The 21,297-nt window shown below is 51.9% G+C and carries 19 protein-coding genes, 1 tRNA gene and 1 pseudogene; 15 read left to right on the forward strand and 6 right to left on the reverse strand.

Translation table 11 applies throughout. The annotated features are described in order from the left end of the window. Positions 1 to 10 precede the first annotated feature (10 nt). The gene (locus M2119_RS03440; protein ID WP_280803561.1) at positions 11 to 1,750 is read right to left on the reverse strand and encodes a helicase-associated domain-containing protein; all 1,740 of its coding nucleotides are present in this window, start codon (positions 1,748 to 1,750) and stop codon (positions 11 to 13) included. A gap of 25 nt (positions 1,751 to 1,775) precedes the next feature. Next, on the reverse strand, positions 1,776 to 2,039 hold the full coding sequence (locus tag M2119_RS03445) for a hypothetical protein (RefSeq protein ID WP_280803562.1): 264 nt from the start codon (positions 2,037 to 2,039) through the stop codon (positions 1,776 to 1,778). 69 nt (positions 2,040 to 2,108) lie between these two features. On the opposite strand from M2119_RS03445, the gene M2119_RS03450 reads away from it, so the two are divergent. Further along, the gene (locus M2119_RS03450) at positions 2,109 to 2,489 is read left to right on the forward strand and encodes a cold-shock protein (RefSeq protein WP_280803563.1); all 381 of its coding nucleotides are present in this window, start codon (positions 2,109 to 2,111) and stop codon (positions 2,487 to 2,489) included. Beyond that, positions 2,482 to 3,108 (forward strand): DUF3027 domain-containing protein, encoded by a 627-nt coding sequence (locus tag M2119_RS03455; protein ID WP_280803564.1) that lies wholly within the window; start codon positions 2,482 to 2,484, stop codon positions 3,106 to 3,108. Before M2119_RS03450 ends, M2119_RS03455 begins: the two co-directional genes overlap by 8 nt. Here M2119_RS03455 and serC read toward each other — a convergent pair. After that, entirely contained in the window at positions 3,105 to 4,217 is a 1,113-nt protein-coding gene (serC, locus tag M2119_RS03460) for a phosphoserine transaminase (RefSeq protein WP_280803565.1), read from the reverse strand. The genes M2119_RS03455 and serC overlap by 4 nt on opposite strands. Before the next feature lie 65 nt (positions 4,218 to 4,282). Here serC and M2119_RS03465 point away from each other — a divergent pair, with 65 nt between their 5' ends. The 5 genes from M2119_RS03465 (at position 4,283) to M2119_RS03485 (ending at position 7,458) form a co-directional block, all read left to right on the forward strand. Further along, positions 4,283 to 4,981 carry a metal-dependent transcriptional regulator gene (locus tag M2119_RS03465; protein ID WP_280803566.1) on the forward strand — a complete coding sequence of 233 codons (699 nt, stop codon included), beginning with the start codon at positions 4,283 to 4,285 and terminating at the stop codon, positions 4,979 to 4,981. 216 nt (positions 4,982 to 5,197) lie between these two features. Then, complete coding sequence (locus tag M2119_RS03470) at positions 5,198 to 5,980, forward strand: hypothetical protein (RefSeq protein ID WP_280803567.1); 783 nt, start codon at positions 5,198 to 5,200, stop codon at positions 5,978 to 5,980. 299 nt (positions 5,981 to 6,279) lie between these two features. Further along, a complete protein-coding gene (locus M2119_RS03475; protein ID WP_280803568.1) occupies positions 6,280 to 6,777 on the forward strand; it encodes an HNH endonuclease in 498 nt (165 codons plus the stop codon). A gap of 28 nt (positions 6,778 to 6,805) precedes the next feature. After that, positions 6,806 to 6,877 (forward strand) — tRNA-Arg (locus M2119_RS03480). Positions 6,878 to 6,999: 122 nt separating this feature from the next. Then, positions 7,000 to 7,458 (forward strand): prevent-host-death protein, encoded by a 459-nt coding sequence (locus M2119_RS03485; RefSeq protein WP_280803569.1) that lies wholly within the window; start codon positions 7,000 to 7,002, stop codon positions 7,456 to 7,458. An 8-nt stretch (positions 7,459 to 7,466) separates the two neighbouring features. Here the strand turns inward: M2119_RS03485 and M2119_RS03490 are convergent, their stop codons facing one another. Further along, a complete protein-coding gene (locus M2119_RS03490) occupies positions 7,467 to 8,300 on the reverse strand; it encodes a hypothetical protein (protein ID WP_280803570.1) in 834 nt (277 codons plus the stop codon). A 173-nt stretch (positions 8,301 to 8,473) separates the two neighbouring features. Between M2119_RS03490 and M2119_RS03495 the strand changes: the two genes are divergently transcribed. From M2119_RS03495 to M2119_RS03515, 5 genes and pseudogenes are all read left to right on the forward strand, one after another. Continuing rightward, on the forward strand, positions 8,474 to 8,974 hold the full coding sequence (locus M2119_RS03495; RefSeq protein ID WP_280803571.1) for an NYN domain-containing protein: 501 nt from the start codon (positions 8,474 to 8,476) through the stop codon (positions 8,972 to 8,974). Continuing rightward, entirely contained in the window at positions 8,971 to 11,007 is a 2,037-nt protein-coding gene (locus M2119_RS03500) for an N-6 DNA methylase (protein WP_280803572.1), read from the forward strand. The genes M2119_RS03495 and M2119_RS03500 overlap by 4 nt, the downstream gene beginning before the upstream one ends. A 91-nt stretch (positions 11,008 to 11,098) precedes the next feature. Further along, positions 11,099 to 12,668, forward strand: a pseudogene (locus M2119_RS03505) (N-6 DNA methylase). After that, positions 12,661 to 13,863: a restriction endonuclease subunit S gene (locus M2119_RS03510; protein WP_280803573.1), complete on the forward strand. Its 1,203-nt coding sequence runs from the start codon at positions 12,661 to 12,663 to the stop codon at positions 13,861 to 13,863. The pseudogene M2119_RS03505 and the gene M2119_RS03510 overlap by 8 nt, the downstream one beginning before the upstream one ends. Next, the gene (locus tag M2119_RS03515; protein ID WP_280803574.1) at positions 13,863 to 16,991 is read left to right on the forward strand and encodes a type I restriction endonuclease subunit R; all 3,129 of its coding nucleotides are present in this window, start codon (positions 13,863 to 13,865) and stop codon (positions 16,989 to 16,991) included. Before M2119_RS03510 ends, M2119_RS03515 begins: the two co-directional genes overlap by 1 nt. Position 16,992: 1 nt before the next feature. On the opposite strand, the gene M2119_RS03520 is transcribed toward M2119_RS03515, so the two are convergent. After that, a complete protein-coding gene (locus tag M2119_RS03520; protein WP_280803575.1) occupies positions 16,993 to 18,315 on the reverse strand; it encodes a hypothetical protein in 1,323 nt (440 codons plus the stop codon). Between the two features lie 20 nt (positions 18,316 to 18,335). Then, complete coding sequence (locus M2119_RS03525) at positions 18,336 to 18,497, reverse strand: hypothetical protein (RefSeq protein WP_110234363.1); 162 nt, start codon at positions 18,495 to 18,497, stop codon at positions 18,336 to 18,338. Positions 18,498 to 18,606: 109 nt separating this feature from the next. On the opposite strand from M2119_RS03525, the gene M2119_RS03530 reads away from it, so the two are divergent. Genes M2119_RS03530 through rlmN form a run of 3 tightly spaced genes read left to right on the forward strand, consistent with a single transcriptional unit; the run spans position 18,607 to position 21,254 of the window. Then, positions 18,607 to 19,434 (forward strand): hypothetical protein, encoded by an 828-nt coding sequence (locus M2119_RS03530; protein ID WP_280803576.1) that lies wholly within the window; start codon positions 18,607 to 18,609, stop codon positions 19,432 to 19,434. A 2-nt stretch (positions 19,435 to 19,436) separates the two neighbouring features. Further along, positions 19,437 to 19,982, forward strand: a complete 546-nt coding sequence (locus tag M2119_RS03535; RefSeq protein ID WP_280803577.1) for a DUF6036 family nucleotidyltransferase — start codon at positions 19,437 to 19,439, stop codon at positions 19,980 to 19,982. A gap of 27 nt (positions 19,983 to 20,009) precedes the next feature. Further along, positions 20,010 to 21,254, forward strand: coding sequence for a 23S rRNA (adenine(2503)-C(2))-methyltransferase RlmN (gene rlmN / locus M2119_RS03540; protein WP_280803578.1), 1,245 nt, complete (start codon positions 20,010 to 20,012; stop codon positions 21,252 to 21,254). The last annotated feature ends 43 nt before the right edge of the window (positions 21,255 to 21,297 follow it).

Raw genomic sequence — 21,297 nt, forward strand, 5'->3', positions numbered from 1 at the left:
GTGCGCCCGACTAGGCCGGACGCACAGCGGTGATGTGCGAGGCGGGCAGGGTGCGCTCCACCTCAGTGGTGCGATCCAAGCAGCGCAGACGGCCATTCGAGAAACCCTTTGGTTCGATCGTGAACTCACGTTCGCCATCGGGCATCTGCACGGTCACAATGAGAATGCTCTTCTCGCGCACGGCTACATCGAGCTGACGTGCAATCCACGTGGCATCGTCGGTGGTGGCCGCTTCGCGGCTACCGCGCAGACGCTCAATCAGAGCGGTGTATGGACTGACGGGTTCTGAGTGCAGCTCAGCGCGGGAGTGCCGACCCTCGGGCTGGATGAACCGGCCCTGGGCATCCACGAGTTGTGCCGGATACTTCGCTTCAATCAACGCGGCGTGCACAACCTGAGCAGGGTGTGCGCAGAACAGCGAGTTCTGTTCGTGCGGACGCAGATTCAGGGCATGGAGAGAATGATCGGCCGCAATGCTGCGGAGCACGAGAGGATCCACCGCCGTGACGATCGTGAGGCTGTTCTTTTCCGTAACCTGGATGGAGCCAAAGCGCTCGCCGAGGTCGGTGATGAAGTAGCTCACCGCTTGGGGAATATCTGTTGCGGCCAGGTTAGTCAGGCGCTGCAGAATCTCTTCGGCGGTCGTGCCCTGAGCCAACAAACGGTTCACGCCTTGCGCCGTGATGCGGAAGGTTGTGGCCAGGCCGCGGGATTCCACCGTGCACAGCTGACGCATGAAGACGTCCTCGACGGGTTGCAAGGGTCCAGGTGCGACAACAGTGAAGTCGTGCTGCACGAACACATGCTCAGCGAACGGGGGAACGACGGCCGTGATGGCTGTCACTACGTCCTCCCAGTTCCCGGCCAAGACATGACTGCCCACGGCCGTGACGTTCCCGAGGGTACTGATGCCCATCAGTTCTGCTTCGCTGAGGCGGGCGGCCAGATCTGCATCCAGCCAGTCATGACCGAGGGGATACTGGGCATCAAGCCAGCTGGAAAGTTCCGGACCCCACGTGGGTTGAGCAGTGAACACCGCCGTGACGTCGGGGCCGAGTTCCTCTGACCACGCTTTCGCCACGGTGAGCCAGCGCTGGGTCAGTGGCAGAGCAAGCCAGGCGTCGAGCTGGATAGTGCTGATCCACCAACCACCGTTCTTGATCAGAACGCCGGCAAGCTTCGCCAAAGCAAGCAGTGCGGTGGGGGTGAGGTCAGGGCTGGGCATCAGGGGCGCCAGACGGGCAGAGTCCTGGGCACTCAGACCACCGCGAGCTAGTTCCTTGACCGGATGGGCAGCAATGGAGCGAGAGAGCTCATCCAAGGAGGTGATAACCGCCAGGGAGTGCTCCAGTGCAGCGGTGTCTCGGGTGTGATCGGTTGTGCTCTTTTTCTGCGCAGCGGTTGCCCCGGGGGCAGATAGAGAGGCAGTCACCTCGAGAAGGACAGCAGAAACCTCGGGGTAGAGAGCAGGGGAGGATTCAACGGGACCAAGTACAGCACTCTCGATGACGCCGGACACATTCGTGTTTGCTTGTGAGGAATCGTGGGCAAGTGCTTTCAGCTGGACTAACTGATCAACCGGCAGTCTGCGCAGGGCAGCCAGGATGCTGTCGGGGGAGAGCAGAGCATCAGCTAAGTCAAAGTAGTCACGCAGAGAACTCGTGGTGCCGAGGCGAATAGCGACCAGCTCGATGAGCTGATCGTCACTGAGCGCCCGGAGGCGCTTGGACATTTCTAAGGAAGAGGACACAGGCGCCTACTTGCCTGTGAGCGCGTTAACGAGAACCCGCAGATGCGTTTTTGCGGCGTCGAATCATATTCAGAATGAGGAGAGCAATCATCAGAACGAAGGCGATGGGAAGACCGATACCGGGCAGGACCAAGATCGCAGAACCGATGGGGCTGGTGAGATCAAGTTGGGTAATTCCTGCGGTGATGATGGCGATAAACGCGAGAACGGAGAACACGACAATCGTGATCACCATGGTTCCCAGGATGCGTTCTGCTCGTGTTGCGACGTAGGTATCTTCTGTTGCCATACCTCTAAGGATAGGTGCCAGTTGTTACTCCCCGGTAAACTGAGGGTCGTACCAACCGCAGGAGGAAAAATGCCAACCGGCAAAGTGAAGTTTTACGACGAGGAAAAGGGCTTCGGCTTTATTTCCACGGACGACGGCCAGGAAGTATTCCTGCACGTTTCCGCCCTGCCCGAAGGGGCGAAGGTTCGCCCCGGTTCACGCCTGGAATTCGGCGTAGCCGAAGGCAAGCGTGGCGCACAGGCACTGTCCGTGCGCGTGCTCGAAACCCCTGCAGGTCGCGAGAAGCTCGACCGCAAGCCCGCTGATGACATGTCGATCATCGTGGAAGATTTGGTCAAGCTGCTAGACGGCATTGGCAATAACCTCAAGCGCGGCAACTACCCCGACAAGGCACACAGCAGCAAGATTGCTGCCCTGCTGCGTCGCGTAGCCGATGATTTTGATGCCTGATTCAACATTCCCTCACCTCACTGACGCGCACCAGAACCTCGCTCTGGCTGCGCTCAAAGAGATCACCACGGAGGAGAGCATCGGCGAGCTCGAGGTAGAAACCATCGACCACGACGGTATTGCCACCCTGCAATACGCGTGCAAGCTTGATGGCTACCCCAACTGGCGCTGGAACGTGAGCTTGGCCACGCTGCCTGGCGAAGAGCCCACGGTGATGGAAGCTGAACTACTTCCTGTCGAAGGCGCCCTGGTTGCACCCGAGTGGGTGCCCTGGTCGGTTCGTTTGGCTGAATTCCTCGAAGCCCAAAAGCAGGCTGCCGCAGCGGGCATCGAACTTGATGAAGAACTTCCTGAAGGACTCCTCGACCTCGCCGAAGGCGCCCTCGATGGCACCGTGCTCGGTGATGAACTCGAAGACCTCGACGATGACTCTGATGAAGACGATGACGATGACGAGGACGACGAAGACGACCTCGATGAAGATGAGGATGACGAGGACGACGAAGTTGCTCTCATGTCAGCTCCCACCCATGGTGGAGATATCGACGGCGTCGATATCGATGACCTCGACGACAGCCTCGAAGCTGACGACGAGGACGCCTCAGAAGACGACGACTAGAGCTTCTCGACCACGTACTCAATCGAGCTGATCAACGCGGCTATGTCGCTGGGCTCAATCGCAGTGAAGGTCGCAACACGCAACTGGTTACGTCCGAGCTTGCGGTAGGGCTCGGTGTCCACGATGCCGTTGGCGCGAAGCACCTTAGCGATAGCTGCAGCATCAATGTCCTCGGTGAAGTCGATCGTGACCACAACCTGCGAACGGTGGTCAGGATTTGCCACAAATGGAGTGGCGTAGTCCACGCGGTCGGCCCAGCTATAGAGCAGGTTCGATGATTCCTTCGTGCGTGCATCGGCCCAGTCCAGACCGCCAGAGTTGTTGATCCAGTCGATCTGGTTTTCCAGCATGACGAGCGTTGCCACGGCAGGGGTGTTGAGGGTCTGCTCGAGACGCGAGTTGTCAATCGCATTCTTGAGACTCAAGAACTCAGGGATGTACCGATCGGTTGCGGCGATGCGCTCCACACGTTCAATCGCAGCAGGGGAGAACAGAGCGAACCACAGGCCGCCGTCCGAGGCGAAGTTCTTCTGTGGGGCGAAGTAGTAGACGTCCGTTTCCGCAGCGTCAATTTTCACACCACCGGCAGCGCTGGTGGCGTCGATCACGGTCAATGCACCGGCGTCGCCGTGCACGCGGGTGACAGGGGACATGACACCGGTGGAGGTTTCGTTGTGAGCCCAGGCGTAGACGTCGATGCCGTCGGTGGCGACCGCATCACTGCGCGAACCGGCAGGAGCGTTGATCACCTGAGGGGCAGTCAACCATGGCGTCGTGGCGGCGGCAGCGAACTTGCCGCCGAATTCACCACAGACCAAGTTCTGGCTCTGCTTCTCGATCAGAGAAAATGCTGCGGCATCCCAGAATGCCGTGGAGCCACCGTTACCGAGCAGCACTTCGTAGCCGTCTGGCAGGTTGAACAGTTCAGAGAGGCCTGAACGCACGCGGCCCACCATGTTCTTGATGGGTGCCTGGCGGTGGCTGGTTCCCAGAAGCTCTGCTCCGATGCCGGCCAGGGCAGCGACCTGTTCGGGACGGACCTTAGAAGGACCGCAGCCAAAACGGCCGTCGACGGGAAGAAGTTCGCGGGGGATGGTGATGTCAGCCATGACTCAATTCTAGGCTTTGAGCACAGCCGATAATTCCCCGAGGTTGGCTCGGTAAAGTAGTGACTATGACAGATCTGATCGACACCACCGAGATGTATCTGCGCACCATCCTCGAACTCGAGGAGGAGAACATTGTTCCCCTGCGTGCGCGCATCTCCGAGCGCGTGGGTCACTCAGGCCCCACCGTGTCTCAGACGGTCGCCCGAATGGAACGTGACGGACTTGTCCTCGTTTCGGATGACCGGCACCTCGAGCTGACCGAGGATGGCCGCTCGAAGGCTGTGCATGTCATGCGCAAACACCGTTTGGCCGAGCGTCTGCTCAGCGACATCATCGGACTGGAATGGGAATACGTCCATGACGAAGCATGCCGCTGGGAGCATGTGATGAGCGAGAAGGTGGAGCGTCGCATCCTGGAGCTGCTCGGCAACCCCACCGAATCCCCCTATGGCAACCCCATTCCGGGCCTGAGTGAACTGGGTCTCGAGAACGCCGAAGCTTTCATGGATGGCGTGGCCAACCTGGTGGACTTGCTCAAAGCCTCGGGCGAGGAGAGCACCGGTGTCGTGCGTCGCCTCGGCGAACCAGCCCAGATCAGCCCCGAAACCTTGAGCGAATTCGCCACAGCAGGACTTGTTCCTGGTTCGGAAATCAGCTTTAAGTGCGATGGCAACCGGGTGAGGGTTTCAGCCAGCGGATTCTCAGAATCTCTTGATTTACCACTAGATGTTGCGGTTCACGTCTTCGTCACCCACAGCCTGTAGTTTTTTGGCCGTTATCTTTTTGTGATTTTTGCGTGTCGCGGATGTGACTTTTCCCCTCACTTCCCGTAGTCTGGGGAAGCTTTCCCGCCACCAAACGGTGAGAGAGACTCATAACGAGACGTCCCAACCCCCGTCTCTCGGTATGAACAATGACGCGGAATTCGCATCGTGACGGGGTAAGCAACCTAGCTTGTTGGGGCGCCGGAGGTTTCAACTTTGGCCGAATTAGGTAACGACGAATTTTCGTCACGTCGCGAACGCAAGCTCGCGGAGAAAAAGACACTCAGTAAGTCAGCACGCTCTTTCGCATCCTCTGCACGTGAGCGTGGTTCTGCACTCGTCTCCGCAGCACAAGACATTGTTGCTGCAACTCCTGCACCCGCTCGCGTGGCTGCACCCCAGCGCACCAACCGCAACATTGTTCGTGCCGCGGTGATGGCTGTCGCCCTGGGCGTCATGGCAACCTTCTCTCTACCTGCTTACGCTATTGACGCAAGCGATCACGTCGACGTGGAGGCCTACAAGGCTCAGCTCGCTGCAAACGCGCAGGCACTCGAAGTTTCTGGTGACGCAACTGCGTCCGCTAGCCGCGATGGATATTCCACCGCTGCAGCTGTCACCGTCGCCTCCGCAGCTCGTGCCTCGTCTGCTGCACGCGTCTCGGTAGATGTCTCTGGTATTTCCTCTAACTCTGGTGTTCTCAACACCGCGCTGAACTTGGTCGGTATGCCCGGTGACTGCACCGCATTCGTCGAGCAGACACTTCGCAACATGGGTCACTCTGTCCCCGACTTGGGCCCCATGCAGTTCGGTGGCTACGGAACCGTGTTCAGCGATCCTTCGCAGGTTCAGCCCGGCGACATCATGATGCGCGGCAATCACGTTGCCATCTACGCAGGTAATGGTCTTGCTGCACAGGGTGGTATCGGGGGAACTTCGGTTCTGACCTCCATCTCGGCAGACCCAAATAGCTACGCACTCTTCGTTCGCGTCGGCTAATTCAGCGGGTTTTCACCCGTTGACGCTTCCGTGAACAACGGATAACGATTCGGCGTGCCGTCTAGCGGTCGCTGGCGCAGCTCAATACTCTAAGCCCTAAGCATCGTGAGAGATCACGGGAGGGCATGATGAGAAAACACGAACGAATAGGTGAGCGTATATACGCACGTCTTAAGTGAGGGCATTGTCTGTTTCAGGCGGTGCCCTTTCACGTTTTTATCAGCACTCACAAGATGGATGCGACCAATCGGCAAGTAGCCTGCACGCCATGCAGGCCCCAACTCGGAAGGCTCCACACCGTGCGCACCTTGGTACTCAACGCAGGATATGAACCCCTGGCCATCGTCTCGTTCCGTCGAGCTCTCATGCTCGTGATGAGCCAGAAGGCCACCGTCCTTCGAGCGGATGCGGCTCACCCCGTGGAAGCGATCTCGGCGAAGTTTGATCGCCCCTCCGTCATCGTGCTCTCGCGCTATGTGCGTGTGCCCTATAGCCGTCGCGTTCCCCTCACGCGACGTGGAGTGTTGCGCAGAGACAGCCACCACTGTGGGTATTGCGGCAAGAGCGCCAACACCATTGACCACGTTCTACCGAAGTCCCGTGGGGGAGCCGACTCCTGGGAAAACCTGGTCGCATGCTGCTTCAAGTGCAACAACATCAAGTCTGATCGCACGCCCCAAGAGATGGGCTGGCGACTGAGAGTCACGCCTCGAATGCCGGCAGGCCCGAGCTGGTTTGCCATGGGACTTGATCACCGTGACACTGCCTGGGACGACTACCTCGCTCCCGCAGCCTAGATATCTCCAGCGCGTAGACTGGATATACGCCTCTGTAGCTCAATGGAAGAGCACCTCCGTCCTAAGGAGTTGGTTGGGAGTTCGAGTCTCTTCAGGGGCACTGCACATGGTCAGTGACAAGACGTCCAGGGGGTGTCTTATTCCGGGAGGAAAATAGCTGACCATTTGTGCTGTGCTGAATAAAGATTGAATTCAGAATATGTTCTGAAGTATCATGGAGACATGTCCATCACTCTTGACCGCAAGGTATTCCAGTCTTCTGAGCTTTCTCGCCAGCCCCTCCCCGTTTTTGCTGCAGCGACAGATGCGCCCGTTGAGATCACACGCAGGGATGATACTCCTTTGGTTTTGATGTCTCTGCGAGAAAACGATGCTCGAGATAGCCTCCTCGAACTCGCAGCTCAGATCATCGCCATCACTGTGGATGAAGATCCTCGCCCCTTGGGGGAGAGATTCGCGGATGTCTTTAACTGGATGTGGGCTCTCGATGCAGTTGATCGCGAACAATGTGCAGTGGACCTTATTCGTTCCTCGCGTGCATCTTTTGCTACGAAGAAGGCATATCTCGCCATGGCTGAGCTTGCCTCGTGGCAAGCAACAGCTGCAGCGACTGCTGACGGTCTCACCAATGCTGAGGTCGAGTGGATGAAGAAACCAGTTAGCGTTAAGCGACCTGAGTGATTTCGCCGCTATGAAAAATTGGGAATGTTCTTTCTGCCTTGTTGTCCCAATAACTCAAGCAATCTCTCTGCATTTTCGATAGCAACTAACAGGAACATGCCGGTAACGGTAAGTCGTGACGTCATTAAAAATGTCTGCCCATATTCAGATTCAGAACCTATGGGTTCACGTTCTAATAATGCAGTGATCACTGCACCATTACCGTGAGCTGGTCCACTGCAGGCTTTCCAGACCTGCAGGCCAGACGTTTCGTGTTTGCGTTTACCGAAACTCTTATCTGCATTGGCAATTACATCTGTAGTAGTTGAGCGCTGTGTAATGTCATGAGTTCTGTAAGCCTTCAGATTTTGCTGTAGTTCGATGAGGCGCTGCTTGATTGGTTCTCGATCAGGTGCTGGCATCGATGCTTGAAGGAAAACTTTCTCTAAACCATCGAGCTCTTGGGTATTTTCGTAGCTGAGCCTGAGTGATAACCAAGCTTGTTTTTCTTTTCTTCCTGCACTTAAAAGCCAAATGCCATAGGAAGAAGCTTCTACCGATGTCCTGATTAGTGAGTAGTGAGCAACCATTGGAATCTCGTTGGTTACTTCCACGTATCTAAGAGTTGTTCTTATTGAATCAATAGCAACATTGAGAAATGTTCTCAGCTGATAGCTCAGCGGGTTGTAGGGCGTCAATCGATCAACCGAACGCAAATGGCTCTCCTCATCAGGCGAACTATAAGTAATCCACGATTCGATAAGCGGTTTTGCTCTGTCTTTAGCCTCCTGGAGCATCAGATGCCCAAGCCGTCGCTCTTCTTCTGTTTCCTGGTTGTCAATTCTGAAAGTTGATTCGCCCATAAGAACATTGTTCCAAGTGCTACTGACAAAATGTGAAGATAAAATTGTGAATAATAAAACTAAGAATAATTAGTGTGAACTCGATTCACACTTGACAAATGATATTGATGTGCATTACTTTGAAAATACGAAGAAGCCGAAAATCGGATTCACACTAATTTTCAGGAGTTATAATGTTTTCAGTACCATTGGCTCAAGAGCCACAGATCCACAACCAACTGCGAGGCCGCCGTCTCGTATTAGTAGATATAGAAAACGTCGTTGGAGGAGCAGTCCACACGGCAGAAGAAGCCCTTTGGGCCCGGCAAGAAGTAGAGAGCATGATTGGTCTTCAGGAACTCGATCAGGTGATTGTGGGAACTAGCCACATCGGTCTATTCTCTGCGTTCGCAGCATGGCCAACTTCTCGCCTGGTCGTTCGCTCAGGTGAGAATGGTGCAGACCTTGCGCTTCTTGAAGTTATGGAGAGTGAAAACATTCATCAACGCTTTGAAGAGCTTGTGCTTATCTCAGGAGATGGGATCTTCACCGAAGAAGTTTCTCGTCTTGGTGGCTTGGGCGTTGAGGTCACTGTTGTCGGACACAACGATGGTGTTTCCAAGCGATTGAGCATGGCAGCTTCAGAAACCTTGAACTTCACGAGCGTTATCGCTCAGATCGGAGATGTAGCTTGAGCGGGAACAACATTCAGGGGCAAGTTTCCCCCAGTGATATTGCAGAACTCGCAGGAGTTTCTCGCGGTGCTGTGAGTAACTGGCGAAAGCGCATAGCTGACTTCCCAGAGAAAGTTGGTGGCACAGATGCCAATCCGCTTTTTGACAGGAATCAAGTTATCGCTTGGCTCACGGCTCGGGGTAATGAAATAAACCAACCAAATAGTGGGGCAATTGTTTGGTCCATGATGAATTTGCTTCGTGGAAACATGGATGTTTTCGAAGCCCAAGAATTCTTGTTAACTTTGATGACTATCAAGAAAATTTCAGATACCCACAACACGGATTCATGGAATCTATTGATCGGTGATCTGAAAAGTGGAACATTTCATAAAGAACAGCTAACAACACTCTTTAATCTTGAGCCCAAACTTCTTGGGGTGGAACCACTTATTGCCACTCAACTTGCTGGCCAACAGATACTTGAGATTGCCCTTGCTATCTCGCAAGTACCATCTGATCAACTGGATGAAGCATCAGACTACGTACTAGAGAAAAACATTAAACTTCAGGGCAAATTTGGTGCACAGTCAGGTTTTATTGGCTCTCGCATTTCTACACTTCTTGCTCTAATTGCCACGCAGCGCCCCAAAAACGAAATTTTGTATGACCCTGCATGCGGGATTGCTTCAGCGCTGATTAGTGCAGTGAACCTGGGTGCAGAGCCAAGCATGATTTATGGCCAGGACTTTTCGCCTTCTGCAATTTATGTGGCAAAGCTCCGCGCCTACTTGCACGACATTGACATCAAGATCTTTGAGTCTGATGTTCTTCGCGAAGATCGACTGCCTGAAATGAAGGCAGACACTGTGATTCTTGAGCCCCCATTCGGCCTTCGTTTTGATACCACACTGGGTATTTCTGACCAGAGATTTATTTATGGGACTCCCCCTAAATCCAGTGCTGACTTTGCGTGGATACAAGATGCAATAGCTCACCTCTCGGAAACGGGTCGTGCTTATGTAATCACGCCTCAAGGGTCACTCTTCAAAAAGGGAGCTGAGGAGGTAATTCGTTCGGGATTGGTTCGAGCTGGCTGCATCGAAGCAGTGGTTGCTCTTCCAGGGAAAATGCTTCCTCACACGTCAATTCCTCTGGCTTTATGGGTACTTAGACGACCAACAAACTATGCGGAAGAGAAGATCACTTTTTTCGATGCAACCGAAGAATCAATTCCTGAGTTGCTGATTCCTCAATGGCTTAGTAGTTCATCAGAAAGTACAACATCGAGCCGGATCACAGTTTTTGCTTCGGAAGTTTTGGCGAGTAATGCGAACTTGCTTCCACAGAACTGGGTATTCAGAGAACCAGCGCAATATGAGGAGCTTGAAGAAGATTACTCTTGGAGCTTTGAAAAGATTGAATATGCACTTCAAGAGACTGAAGAGTTACTTGAAAAGCTTCGTCAACCAACTCTCGAAGGGGCCACGAGAGTCGTCACTGTAGAAGAGTTATTGATGCAAGGGGTTGTAAAGGTTCAACTTGGTAGAACCCGCGTTAGTGCAGGTGAAGAAGAATCAAAATCTTGTTTCACAAACACTCGAGTTCGCAAAGGAATCCTTCCACAGGAGATCTCTAGCGCTAAAAATCAAGAATTGACTTCGGCTGGGGATGTAGTTGTGGCAACGATTAATTCCACAACTGCTCTTGTGGATCCAACCGGGGGACATGAAGTAGCAAACGGACTCCACCGATTCACTCAATTTAATGAAAATGTCTTACTACCTGAATTCTTTGTGAACGTCATCGCTGGTAACTGGAACAAGCGCTTTCAAACCGGTGCTGCTATCCAACGTGCAAGTATCAAGAGCCTTGAGATTCCACTTCCGCCACTTGAGGAACAAAAGCGCTTAGTTGAAGTTATTTCGATTGCTAAAGAACTAGAGAAATACGCCAAGGAAATCATCGAGAGTTCTGCCATAATCACCAATTCGATTTTGGTTGGCATCCGTTACGGGGTTGGAATTGAAGTCACCGAAGAAGGTTCTGAATGAGATTCGTATTCAAAGTACATTCGGCACTGTCAGGGGCCGTAGTTATGCTAAAAAATAGATTTCAAGCTTGGGTATAAGGGGAAATATCAAGATGGCGAAGACCACAAAGACTCAAAAAACTCTTGAGCAAACCCTTTGGGTTACCGCGGACAAACTCCGCGGTAACCAGGAACCAAGTGAATACAAGCACGTAGTGCTTGGTTTGGTTTTCCTCAAATACATTTCTGACCGTTTTGAAGAACGTCGTGTCACCCTCACCAGTGAGCTCGAGGCAGAGGGTATTCGTGAAGAACGCTTGGCTCAGTTCCTCGAGAGCCGTGATGAGTACACAAGCCACAATGTGTTCTGGGTTCCTGAGAATGCTCGCTGGGGTTACATCCAGGATCGAGCGAAACTTCCTTCTGTCGGTGAGGACATTGACAAAGCTATGGACCTCATCGAGAAGGAGAACCCGTCACTTCGAGGAGTGCTTCCTCGTAACTTTGGTCGTGATGGTCTAGATAAGCGCCGCTTGGGCGAGCTGGTAGACCTCATTGGATCTATTGGATTCACCAGTACAGATGACCATGGTTCAGATGACGTCCTTGGTCGCGTCTATGAGTACTTCCTTGGCCAATTCGCTGGAAAAGAAAGTGGCAAGGACGCAGGTGCTTTCTACACACCACGTTCTGTTGTGAGAACACTTGTAGAAATGCTTGAGCCTTACAAGGGTCGTGTCTATGACCCTGCAGCAGGCTCGGGCGGAATGTTTGTTGAGTCGGCTGAGTTCGTCAAAGCTCATGGTGGTAAGCGAACAGACATCTCGGTCTATGGCCAAGAGTTCACTGACACTACCTGGAAGCTCGCCAAGATGAACCTCGCATTACGAGGAATTGAAGCTGATTTTGGCCCTAAGTCGGCCGATACTTTCACGGAAGACCTTCACCCAGACCTTCGTGCTGACTACATCATCGCGAATCCCCCTTTCAACGTCTCTGACTGGTGGGATCCGAAGCTAGCTGACGACCCCCGCTGGAAGTACGGAGTTCCTTCAGAAGGCAATGCCAACTTCGCTTGGGTACAGCACTTCATTCATCACTTAAGCCCAACAGGTACCGCCGGGTTTGTACTCGCGAACGGTGCACTTACTTCGAATCAAAACGGTGATGATCAAATTCGTCAGAATTTGGTGGAGCAAGGTCTAGTCGACTGTATTGTCGCGATGCCGGACAAACTGTTTTTCAATACAGGAATCAGTGTTTCACTTTGGTTTATTTCAAAGGATCGCAACGGAGTCAATCATCGTAAGAGGAATGACGAAGTACTTTATTATTGATGCCAGGACAATTGGAACAATGGTAAGTCGTCGACTTCGCCAATTTTCAAATGAAGATATTTTGAAAATCGCAAACACATATCATTCATGGCGAAATATTGATGGCAAACATTTAGATATTCCAGGGTTTGTCAAGTCAGCAACTATTGACGAAATTCGGACAAACAACTTTGTTCTTTCCCCGCAGAGGTATGTCGGAGTACCAGACGCAGAAATAGATGATGAGCCTATTGAGGACAAAATCTCCCGGCTCTCATCAGAATTATTTCAAGAACTTGCCAGGGGGCATCAATTAGAGGAAAAGATCAGAAGCCAATTGTCTGTTGGATATCAAATTCATGAATGAAGTTAGATTCACAGAATTATTAGAAGATATCGTCGATAATCGTGGAAAATCTGTACCCACTTCAGAAACTGGCACTGCACTAATTGCAACCAATTGCATAAAAGAGGACTCGCTCTATCCAACTTTTGAAAATGTTCGATTTGTTGATGACGAAAGGATGGAAACCTGGTTTAGGGGGCACCCGATTCCGGGAGACATTCTGTTTGTCTGTAAAGGATCCCCCGGTCGTGTCGTCATGGTTCCCGAAGAAGTGAACTTTTGTATTGCTCAAGATATGGTTTCGCTTCGACCGGATGCAACATTGGTTTATCCGAAATATCTATTTGCAGCTCTTCGTTCTAATCTCGTCCGAAAAAGAATCGAAAGCATGCATGTAGGTTCCTTGATTCCGCATTTCAAAAAAGGTGATTTTGATCAACTGATGATTCCTTTGCCAGAAATGAAAGTTCAGGTTTCTATTGGTGATCAGTATTTTGCCATTTCGGAAAGAATTCAATCAGGTATTTCTTCCATCAACTTGCTAGAAAGACTCGGAGCTGCGCTCCTTGAACAATCAATGGCAAATGATGAATTAACAACTGACATTACGGTTGGGGATGTACTTGGAATTATGGAGACTGGTTCTCGCCCCAAAGGAGGAGCTACTTCAAAAGGTGTAGTGAGCCTAGGAGCTGAATCAGTCAAGTCTGCAGGGATCACAGGAAATAGAGAAACTAAATTCGTTCCAGTTGAATTTGCATCCCAGATGAAACGGGGGCATCTTGCTGACGGGGATATTTTGGTTTACAAGGATGGGGCGGCTTTAAGTACCTCTAACTCAATAGTGAGCGCATTTGGATTCGGATTCCCAACCAATGAAGCAGTTGTAAATGAACACGTCTTCAGGTTGCAGGGAAACGAGTTTGTATCTCAGGGGCTTCTTTATTGGCTACTACGTTCACCACGCATTGATGCTGAAATCAGGATGAGGGTAACTGGCGCTGCCCAACCAGGATTGAACTCCGAAAATCTGAGATCGGTACCATTACCAAGCAAACTTCACGAATTAAAACGCGTTTTAGGTTCGCAGTTGGATCAAATGCTTGAGTTGATGTTGAAACTTGGTTCACAAAATAACAAGTTGATTCTTCTTAGGGATTCCCTTTTAAATTTGCAAATTGCAGCACGCATTTCGAATAGAGGGGCCTCAATTTGATGCAGAATTTCAACGAATCCACAATTGAGGATGCAGCTCTCGAGTATTTTCGTGAACTTGGCTTCCAAACTGTTTGGGGCCCTAACCTCGCTCCTGGCGAGCCTGGTGAAGAACGTTCTTCATTTGACCAGGTGTTCTTGTCAGGCCGACTACGTGAAACTACTGTCCGCATCAATTCTTCATGCTCACCAGAGCTCATTGATGAGGCTCTCAAAAAGTTGGATCGCGCTGAGTCTCAGAATCCAATTGATGAGAACTATAGAGTTCACAAACTCATAACCGAAGGTGTTCCTGTTGAGCATCGTGGTGAAGACGGCCAGGTGCGCACCACGCGAGTTTGGCTAATTGATTTCGAGAATCCCGAACGTAATGACTGGGTGGCAATCAACCAGTTCACCATTATCGAAAACGGTAAAAACCGACGACCTGATGTGATTGTGTTTCTCAACGGAATTCCGGTCGGTCTCCTTGAGCTCAAGAACTCTGCTGCTGAGCATGCAACATTGCGAAATGCCTGGAATCAGGTTCAGACCTACCGCAAAGACATCGCTTCGCTCTTTGTGCCTAACGCCGTAACCGTCATCTCCGATGGCATCAGTTCTGCGATGAGTTCCTACACAGGAGCATTCGAGCACTATGCACCTTGGAAAACCATCGAGGGCCGTGAAGTTGTAAGTAACCTCCCTTCGCTTGAAGTACTCATCAAGGGTGTTTTTGAACCAGCTCGATTCCTTGATTTACTGCAGAACTTTGTAGTGTTCTCTGACGAAACGGTCACAGAACAAAGTTCTGGACAGCCCATTCGAACGTTGGTGAAGAGAGTTGCGAAATATCACCAGTATTGGGCCGTGAATGCAGCAATTGAGAGCACCGTTGAGGCTTCTGGCCCCAACGGGGACCGCCGGGGTGGTGTTGTGTGGCACACACAAGGATCTGGGAAGAGTTTTGAGATGGTCTTCTATGCGGCCAAGATCATGCGTGATCCACGCATGAGTAATCCGACCCTGGTATTCATCACAGACCGCAATGACCTCGATGATCAGCTCTTCGGAGAAACGTTTGCACCTGCGCGGATTTTGCCTGAGACTCCTGTTCAAGCAGAGACGCGTCAAGATCTGCGAAGCAAACTCAAGAGAGCTAGTGGCGGCATCGTTTTCTCCACTTTGCAGAAATTCAGACCTGGCGAAGATGGGGACGAAAACCCTGTACTGACAGATCGCCGAAATGTAATTGTGATTGCTGATGAGGCACACCGATCTCAATATGGTTTCAGTGAGTATTTGGATAGCAAAGGGCAGCTTCGTGCTGGCCTGGCCAAACATCTTCGTGACGCATTGCCAGGTGCTACCTATCTGGGCTTCACAGGGACCCCCATCGAGAGCAACGATAAATCGACCCGCTCGGTCTTTGGTGATTACGTCGACGTCTACGACCTCACTCGCGCTGTTGAGGACGGCGCGACAGTCCGTATTTTCTTCGAACCCCGCTTGATCAAGGTTGAGCTCCCTGAAGATGAGCTTGAAAACCTCGATGAACTCGCAGATGAAATCACGGAGCAGGTTGAAGAAGATGCCGCAACTGCTGCGAAGTCGCGGTGGTCACGGCTGGAAGCAATCGTTGGTGCTGATGCGCGCCTTGATATTGAAGCAAAGTTCATTGTGGATAACTGGGAGAAACGTCGCGAGGCTGCCTTTGGTAAGGGCATGATCGTGGTGATGAGCCGCCGTATTGCGGTGAAACTTTACGAAAAGATTGTTGCCCTGCGACCGGAATGGCACTCTGATGACCCCACTCAGGGCAAAATCAAGGTTGTCATGACAGGCTCCGCTGCAGATCCTGCAGAGTTTCAGCCGCACATCCATGACAAGCAGACGCGACGCGAACTGAAGCTTCGAGCAAAGAACCCGGATGACTCGCTCGAACTCGTGATTGTTCGAGACATGTGGCTCACTGGATTCGATGCCCCTTCCATGCACACCATGTATGTGGACAAGCCCATGCGCGGTGCGGGCCTGATGCAAGCAATTGCTCGCGTAAACAGAACCTTCCGAGACAAGTCCGGCGGTTTGATCATCGACCTCGTGGGAATTGCTACAAACTTGCGAGCTGCATTGGCGGAGTACTCTCCAACAGATCAGGAACAAGCTGGCGTTCCCATTGAAGAGATCATTGCTGTGATGTTGGAGAAGCACGACATTATTCGTGGCTTGCTCCATGGGCTTGATTTCGACTCGAGTCCAAACCTCTCAGCTGCGCAACTCTTGGGGCAGCGTGCAAAAGTTCTGGACTTCGTCATGGCAGATCCTGACAGAACGTCCCGATTCAATGACCAGGTGCTTGCCCTCCTCAAGGCTTTCATGCTTGCAGGTGCGCGCGATGAAGCAAATGTCATTCGTTCAGACATCCGACTCTTTGCCGATGTAAGAACCGCAATCTTGAAGATTCAGAATCCAGACTCTGGACGCGGTGGCTCTGGGGCAATTGAAATCGACACCGCCATCGGTCAGCTCGTCAATGAGGCAGTTTCAGCAGACCAGGTCATCGATATTTACGAGTTGGCAGGAATTGAGAAGCCTGAGTTGTCGATTCTCTCTGACGAATTTTTGGATTCGTTAGAACACAAAGACAAACCCAACCTCCAGATGGGGCTATTGCGTCGTTTGCTCAATGATCAAATTAAGACGATATCCAAGACGAACCTTGTTCAGTCAAGGAAGTTCTCGGAACTCCTGGATGAGGCAATCAAGAAATACACCAACCGTTCCCTCACGACCGCAGAAATCATTGCTGAACTTGTAAAACTGGCCAAGGAATTGCGAGATGAGCAGGCCAGGGGAGCGGAACTTGGTCTCGAAGATGACGAAGTCGCCTTCTATGACGCGGTGTTCCAAAACGACACCGCTGTTCTCAAACTTGGGGATGAGACACTCAAAAAGATTGCCAGGGAGTTAGTCGTTGCGGTTCGTGAATCAGCAACAATCGACTGGAATCTCAAAGACAGCGTTCGAGCAGCTATGAGATCAAAAGTACGCAGGCTGCTTGCCAAGTATGACTACCCACCAGATGCTGAAGAGATCGCGGTAGAGCTGGTGCTTGAGCAAGCAGAGCTTCTTGCTTCAAACTCTTAACTCATTGAGGAAGATTTCGCTCGTTCCATCTTCTTAATGATTCAGACACAAGACCTTGCTCTTTATGTTTTGAAGAAATTATGTCCACCTTTTTGGGCAGAGAATTATCCCTGGGGAATAGTTCATCTAATTGAAATTTTCCTTGCTGTAAGACTTCGAATCCCAATGTTTTCTCAGGCATTTTGTCTATTAAGAAATTAACTAACTCAAAAGTAGACCGGGCTGCTTTAATTGCTTTTTCTGCAGTAAGTTTTGAAAATTCAAGGCCATGAATTAACTTATTTCTTTCGTCACGACAATCTTTCTGCCATCTGGTAACCAGCTGATTGGTGCTAATCCCAAGGGAACTTAAAACTAAATTCAAAACACCAGGATTACTATCTTCAACAGGTTTTCTATGCAGTGCCCGATTTTTTAGGATTGTGTCTGGGGAGTCACTGTAAAGCTCGACCCCGATTAGGCGGATAGTCAGTTCTGAAAAACGGTCAATAGTCAGTACCGCATTTGCAAAATTCCCTTCACAAATAAGGCGAAGAGTTTCAGGGATTAGTGCTGAAGTTTCTCGAAAGGCAGGGCTCAGTTTAGGAAGAGTTTCAGCTATTTCGCGGAATAGATCTAATGATTGCTTTTCTGTGATTAACCTCTTTGATAACCATCCACCCAGGTCTGAGGAATTGTTTGGAATTTCTATTCGACGAAAAGCTCTCTTCTCCGAAAAATCAAATTCGACACACCTCAGGTCCGCTGAAATAGAAGAAGAAGTGATCAAGTGAACGGAATGATCGTGTCTGATAAATCCATAAGCGTTCAAAATGTCGTTGCAGTAATCAATTGCAGCTCTAAACATTTTTTTGATTGATAGAGATTCCTCAGTTTTTTCGAATTGCGAGGCGAAAACAAAAAAATGAGAAAGTCCTGCAAATGTCTTTTGGTTGCCACCGGCCGAGACTTCAGTAGCGAAATTCTTTGGCATCCAGCCGAGTGCCATATTCGAAGGAATGTCCAGTCGCAAGGCTAAATATTCTGGTGGCAGAGCAATCATTGAAGGAAATGTGAAAGAGAAAACAAAGCCCGATGTTGGAGCTTTTATCTGTTTAGAAAGCCCTAGGTATTCAATTTGGCTAGCAATTTTTTCAATCGCTCTCGTCGTAAATGTTGTCAGAATTTCCGGCGTTATTAGGTGAGAGATCGAAACCGCTTGAGCATCCAGGGCAGAAGAAAAAATGACATTCTTCTCACCTGAAGGATGGAGCATATAGAAGTTAACACTGTCTAGATACAAGGGATCCGTAAAGTCTTCAAAACCTAAATGAAACGTGCTCACACATTCACTTTAGGTCAGTGCTACTTCTTGCCGCCAAAGAGCTTGGCAAAGAAACCGGGTTCTGCTTCGTGACCCTGGCAACGCTGGTTCTTGGGGATACCGCGCATGACCTGGTCTACGTGCTGACCGCAACCGGCCCAGGTTGCTTTGCCGCACTTACGGCAGGTGACTTCTCTACACATTCAGTGACTCCTAACGTCTGCATTTATTATACCCCCGGGGGTATGTAAAGCGCATCCCTTTCACTCGAACACATTACATGCCATAATTGTTCCGTTAGGAGGTAAAGTGATGGCAGGAATTGCACTGTCTCGTGCGGCAGAAATGCTCGGCATTACCCCTAGGTATGCCCGTGAGCTGCTGAAGCAGGGAAAACTCATATCAATAGGCCACGGAGAGATCGATCCTCGATCACTCGACACCTTTCGCCAACTCCGTCTCCCAGCAGGTAGGCCTACGTCTCCAACCAACGCCGCCGCACTCGCGGAGTTGTTGCGAGGACGAACACCTCAGATTCCTGCTCGCTCCCTTGCTCGTTTGCGAAATACAATTCGAAATGCTGGGCCGTGGGATCTCGCCCTCGATCTGCTCACTAGTTCAGATAAAGAACTTGCCCAACTGGCAGAATTAACTGTGAATCCAGAGTCCTTTCTGGAGGGGCGACGTGCTCAAGCGCAACTCAAAGAACTTCAACACGAGTGGATTCGGCGTAACCCAGCACGGCAGGGAGAATCACTGCCGCTTGCTCTCGTGGGGCTGAAAACGTCGGCCCAGGTGGCAAAACTCATCAAGTCCTCGACCGTTCCCGATGAGAGGCGGCGATTAGCCCTTGACCACATTGCGGATCTGTTGTCGACGAAACAGGAGATTCTTCAGGCGCTCACTGCAGAACCGGCTAGGACCGGTTTTGCGGAGAGTGACGCCATTCTGGCCGCGGGAATCTCCTGGGCGGCGCGCGAGAAAGAGATTGCGGTGCCGGGATGGGTCACCATCACACCACTTCCCGAATTACTGTGGGCTGAACTGATGCCGGTCGCTGGCCAGCGGAATTCACAATGGATTCCGGAATTTAGACACGCCAACATCTTCGCAGAGCCAGCTCACTTTGCGAGGGCATAAGCGTGGCTAGACCAGCAACCCTCGATTACGCAGCACTCATCGAACTTTTCACCGCAATGGGTGAAGGTCTCGAGAGGAAACATGCCACGGCAACGGTGTATGTGTTTGGCGGGGCAGCAATGTTGATGCATGGCTTGCGCCGAGGAATGACCGAGGACATTGATGTGTACTCGCTCAGGAGCGATTCACTGAGGGAAACAGTGGCCCAACTCACTGCAGAATACGATCTTGCTCCTGAGTGGGTCAGCAGCACAGGCTCTGGTTTTGTCCCGGGGCCAGGAACAGACGAATTAATCCAGGAGAAAGTTTTCGGTGGCTTAACCGTCCAGATAGCCTCGCCTAGAAATCTTCTTGCCCACAAACTCACCGCCCTGCGCCCCAAAGACCTGGACGATCTCCACGAGCTCATGAAGATCAATGAGATTTCACACTCTTCACAAGCTCTCGCCATCGTCACTGAGCTCTATGACGAGGAAACGAATGTCCCGCAGATTAAGCTGGAGGATATTGAACGATGGGTCTCAGGCTGGCTTGCCCGTCATTCCTAGTTCAGACCGTCGTGGGAGAATGGGCCTATGACCGAACAGCGTGGCGCGAGAAACCTGACAGATCGCTCGCAGGAGCGCCCTCAGGTTCGCCCCACCGCAGAAGGCTGGAAGCAGAACGTCGATGCAGACGGTCGCCCCACGCTCCAATTCGAACAGCCCACGCGGGGAGCGAAGCCTCCCGTTCACCTGGCTGATCTCACACCCGACGAGCGTAAAGCGAAAGTCACCGAGCTTGGTCTCCCTGCATTCCGCGCCAAGCAGATCAGCACGCACTATTTCTCCCACTACACGAGCGACCCCGAGAAGATGACCGACCTGCCTGCGGCAGGACGAGCAGAGCTCGTGGAGTCTTTGTTACCTCCGCTCATGACGGAGGTCAAGCGCCTGAGTACAGACAACGGGGACACCATCAAGTTCTTGTGGCGCTTGTTTGACGGTGCACTGGTGGAGTCCGTCCTGATGCGGTACCCCGGCCGCATCACGCTGTGTGTCTCATCCCAGGCGGGATGTGGCATGAACTGTCCGTTCTGCGCAACCGGCCAAGCTGGGTTGACACGAAACATGTCGGCGGCGGAAATCGTGGATCAGGTCGTCCGCGCGAATGCTGTTATTGCTGCCGGTGAATTGGGTGGCAAACGTCGCAACGAAGGTAATCAGGATGCCGACGGCCAGCCTGAACGCGTGAACAACATTGTGTTCATGGGCATGGGGGAGCCACTGGCCAACTACAACCGCCTGATGACCTCGGTGCGCACTATGCTCGCTCCTCAGCCCGAGGGCCTGGGCATGTCAGCCCGTCACATCACGGTGTCTTCGGTGGGTCTTGCCCCCGCGATACTCAAGCTCGCAGACGAAGGTCTGCAGCTCACCTTCGCCCTCTCTCTTCATGCGCCCGATGACGAACTTCGCGATGAGCTGATTCCGGTGAACTCGCGCTGGAAGGTCGATGAGGCGCTGGATGCGGCCTATAACTATTACGAGAAAACAGGACGTCGCGTTTCGATCGAATACGCCCTGATCAAGAACATGAATGACCATGCGTGGCGTGCTGATTTGCTCGCTGACAAGCTCAATGAGCGTGGTCGTGGTTGGGTGCACGTCAATCCCATTCCATTGAACCCCACCCCCGGATCTATCTGGACGGCGTCGGAACCTTCTATCACCCGCGAATTCGTGCGCAGGCTCGAAGAGCGTGGAATTCCGACCACCCTGCGCGATACCCGAGGCAAAGAAATCGATGGCGCCTGCGGCCAGCTCGCCGCAGCGGATTAGCTCCGTTCAATAGCCTGAAAACCGGTGTCACTACAGGGTTTCT

Source organism: Aurantimicrobium minutum (assembly GCF_029894165.1).
GTDB lineage: Bacteria > Actinomycetota > Actinomycetes > Actinomycetales > Microbacteriaceae > Aurantimicrobium > Aurantimicrobium minutum_A.

Coding starts and splice junctions, on each gene's coding strand:
- M2119_RS03525 (WP_110234363.1), bottom strand. CDS start 18,497: ATGTGTAGAGAAGTCACCTGCCGTAAGTGCGGCAAAGCAACCTGGGCC.
- M2119_RS03495 (WP_280803571.1), top strand. CDS start 8,474: ATGTTTTCAGTACCATTGGCTCAAGAGCCACAGATCCACAACCAACTG.
- M2119_RS03530 (WP_280803576.1), top strand. CDS start 18,607: ATGGCAGGAATTGCACTGTCTCGTGCGGCAGAAATGCTCGGCATTACC.
- M2119_RS03455 (WP_280803564.1), top strand. CDS start 2,482: ATGCCTGATTCAACATTCCCTCACCTCACTGACGCGCACCAGAACCTC.
- M2119_RS03450 (WP_280803563.1), top strand. CDS start 2,109: ATGCCAACCGGCAAAGTGAAGTTTTACGACGAGGAAAAGGGCTTCGGC.
- M2119_RS03445 (WP_280803562.1), bottom strand. CDS start 2,039: ATGGCAACAGAAGATACCTACGTCGCAACACGAGCAGAACGCATCCTG.
- M2119_RS03465 (WP_280803566.1), top strand. CDS start 4,283: ATGACAGATCTGATCGACACCACCGAGATGTATCTGCGCACCATCCTC.
- rlmN (WP_280803578.1), top strand. CDS start 20,010: ATGACCGAACAGCGTGGCGCGAGAAACCTGACAGATCGCTCGCAGGAG.
- M2119_RS03490 (WP_280803570.1), bottom strand. CDS start 8,300: ATGGGCGAATCAACTTTCAGAATTGACAACCAGGAAACAGAAGAAGAG.
- M2119_RS03510 (WP_280803573.1), top strand. CDS start 12,661: ATGAATGAAGTTAGATTCACAGAATTATTAGAAGATATCGTCGATAAT.
- M2119_RS03485 (WP_280803569.1), top strand. CDS start 7,000: ATGTCCATCACTCTTGACCGCAAGGTATTCCAGTCTTCTGAGCTTTCT.
- M2119_RS03515 (WP_280803574.1), top strand. CDS start 13,863: ATGCAGAATTTCAACGAATCCACAATTGAGGATGCAGCTCTCGAGTAT.
- serC (WP_280803565.1), bottom strand. CDS start 4,217: ATGGCTGACATCACCATCCCCCGCGAACTTCTTCCCGTCGACGGCCGT.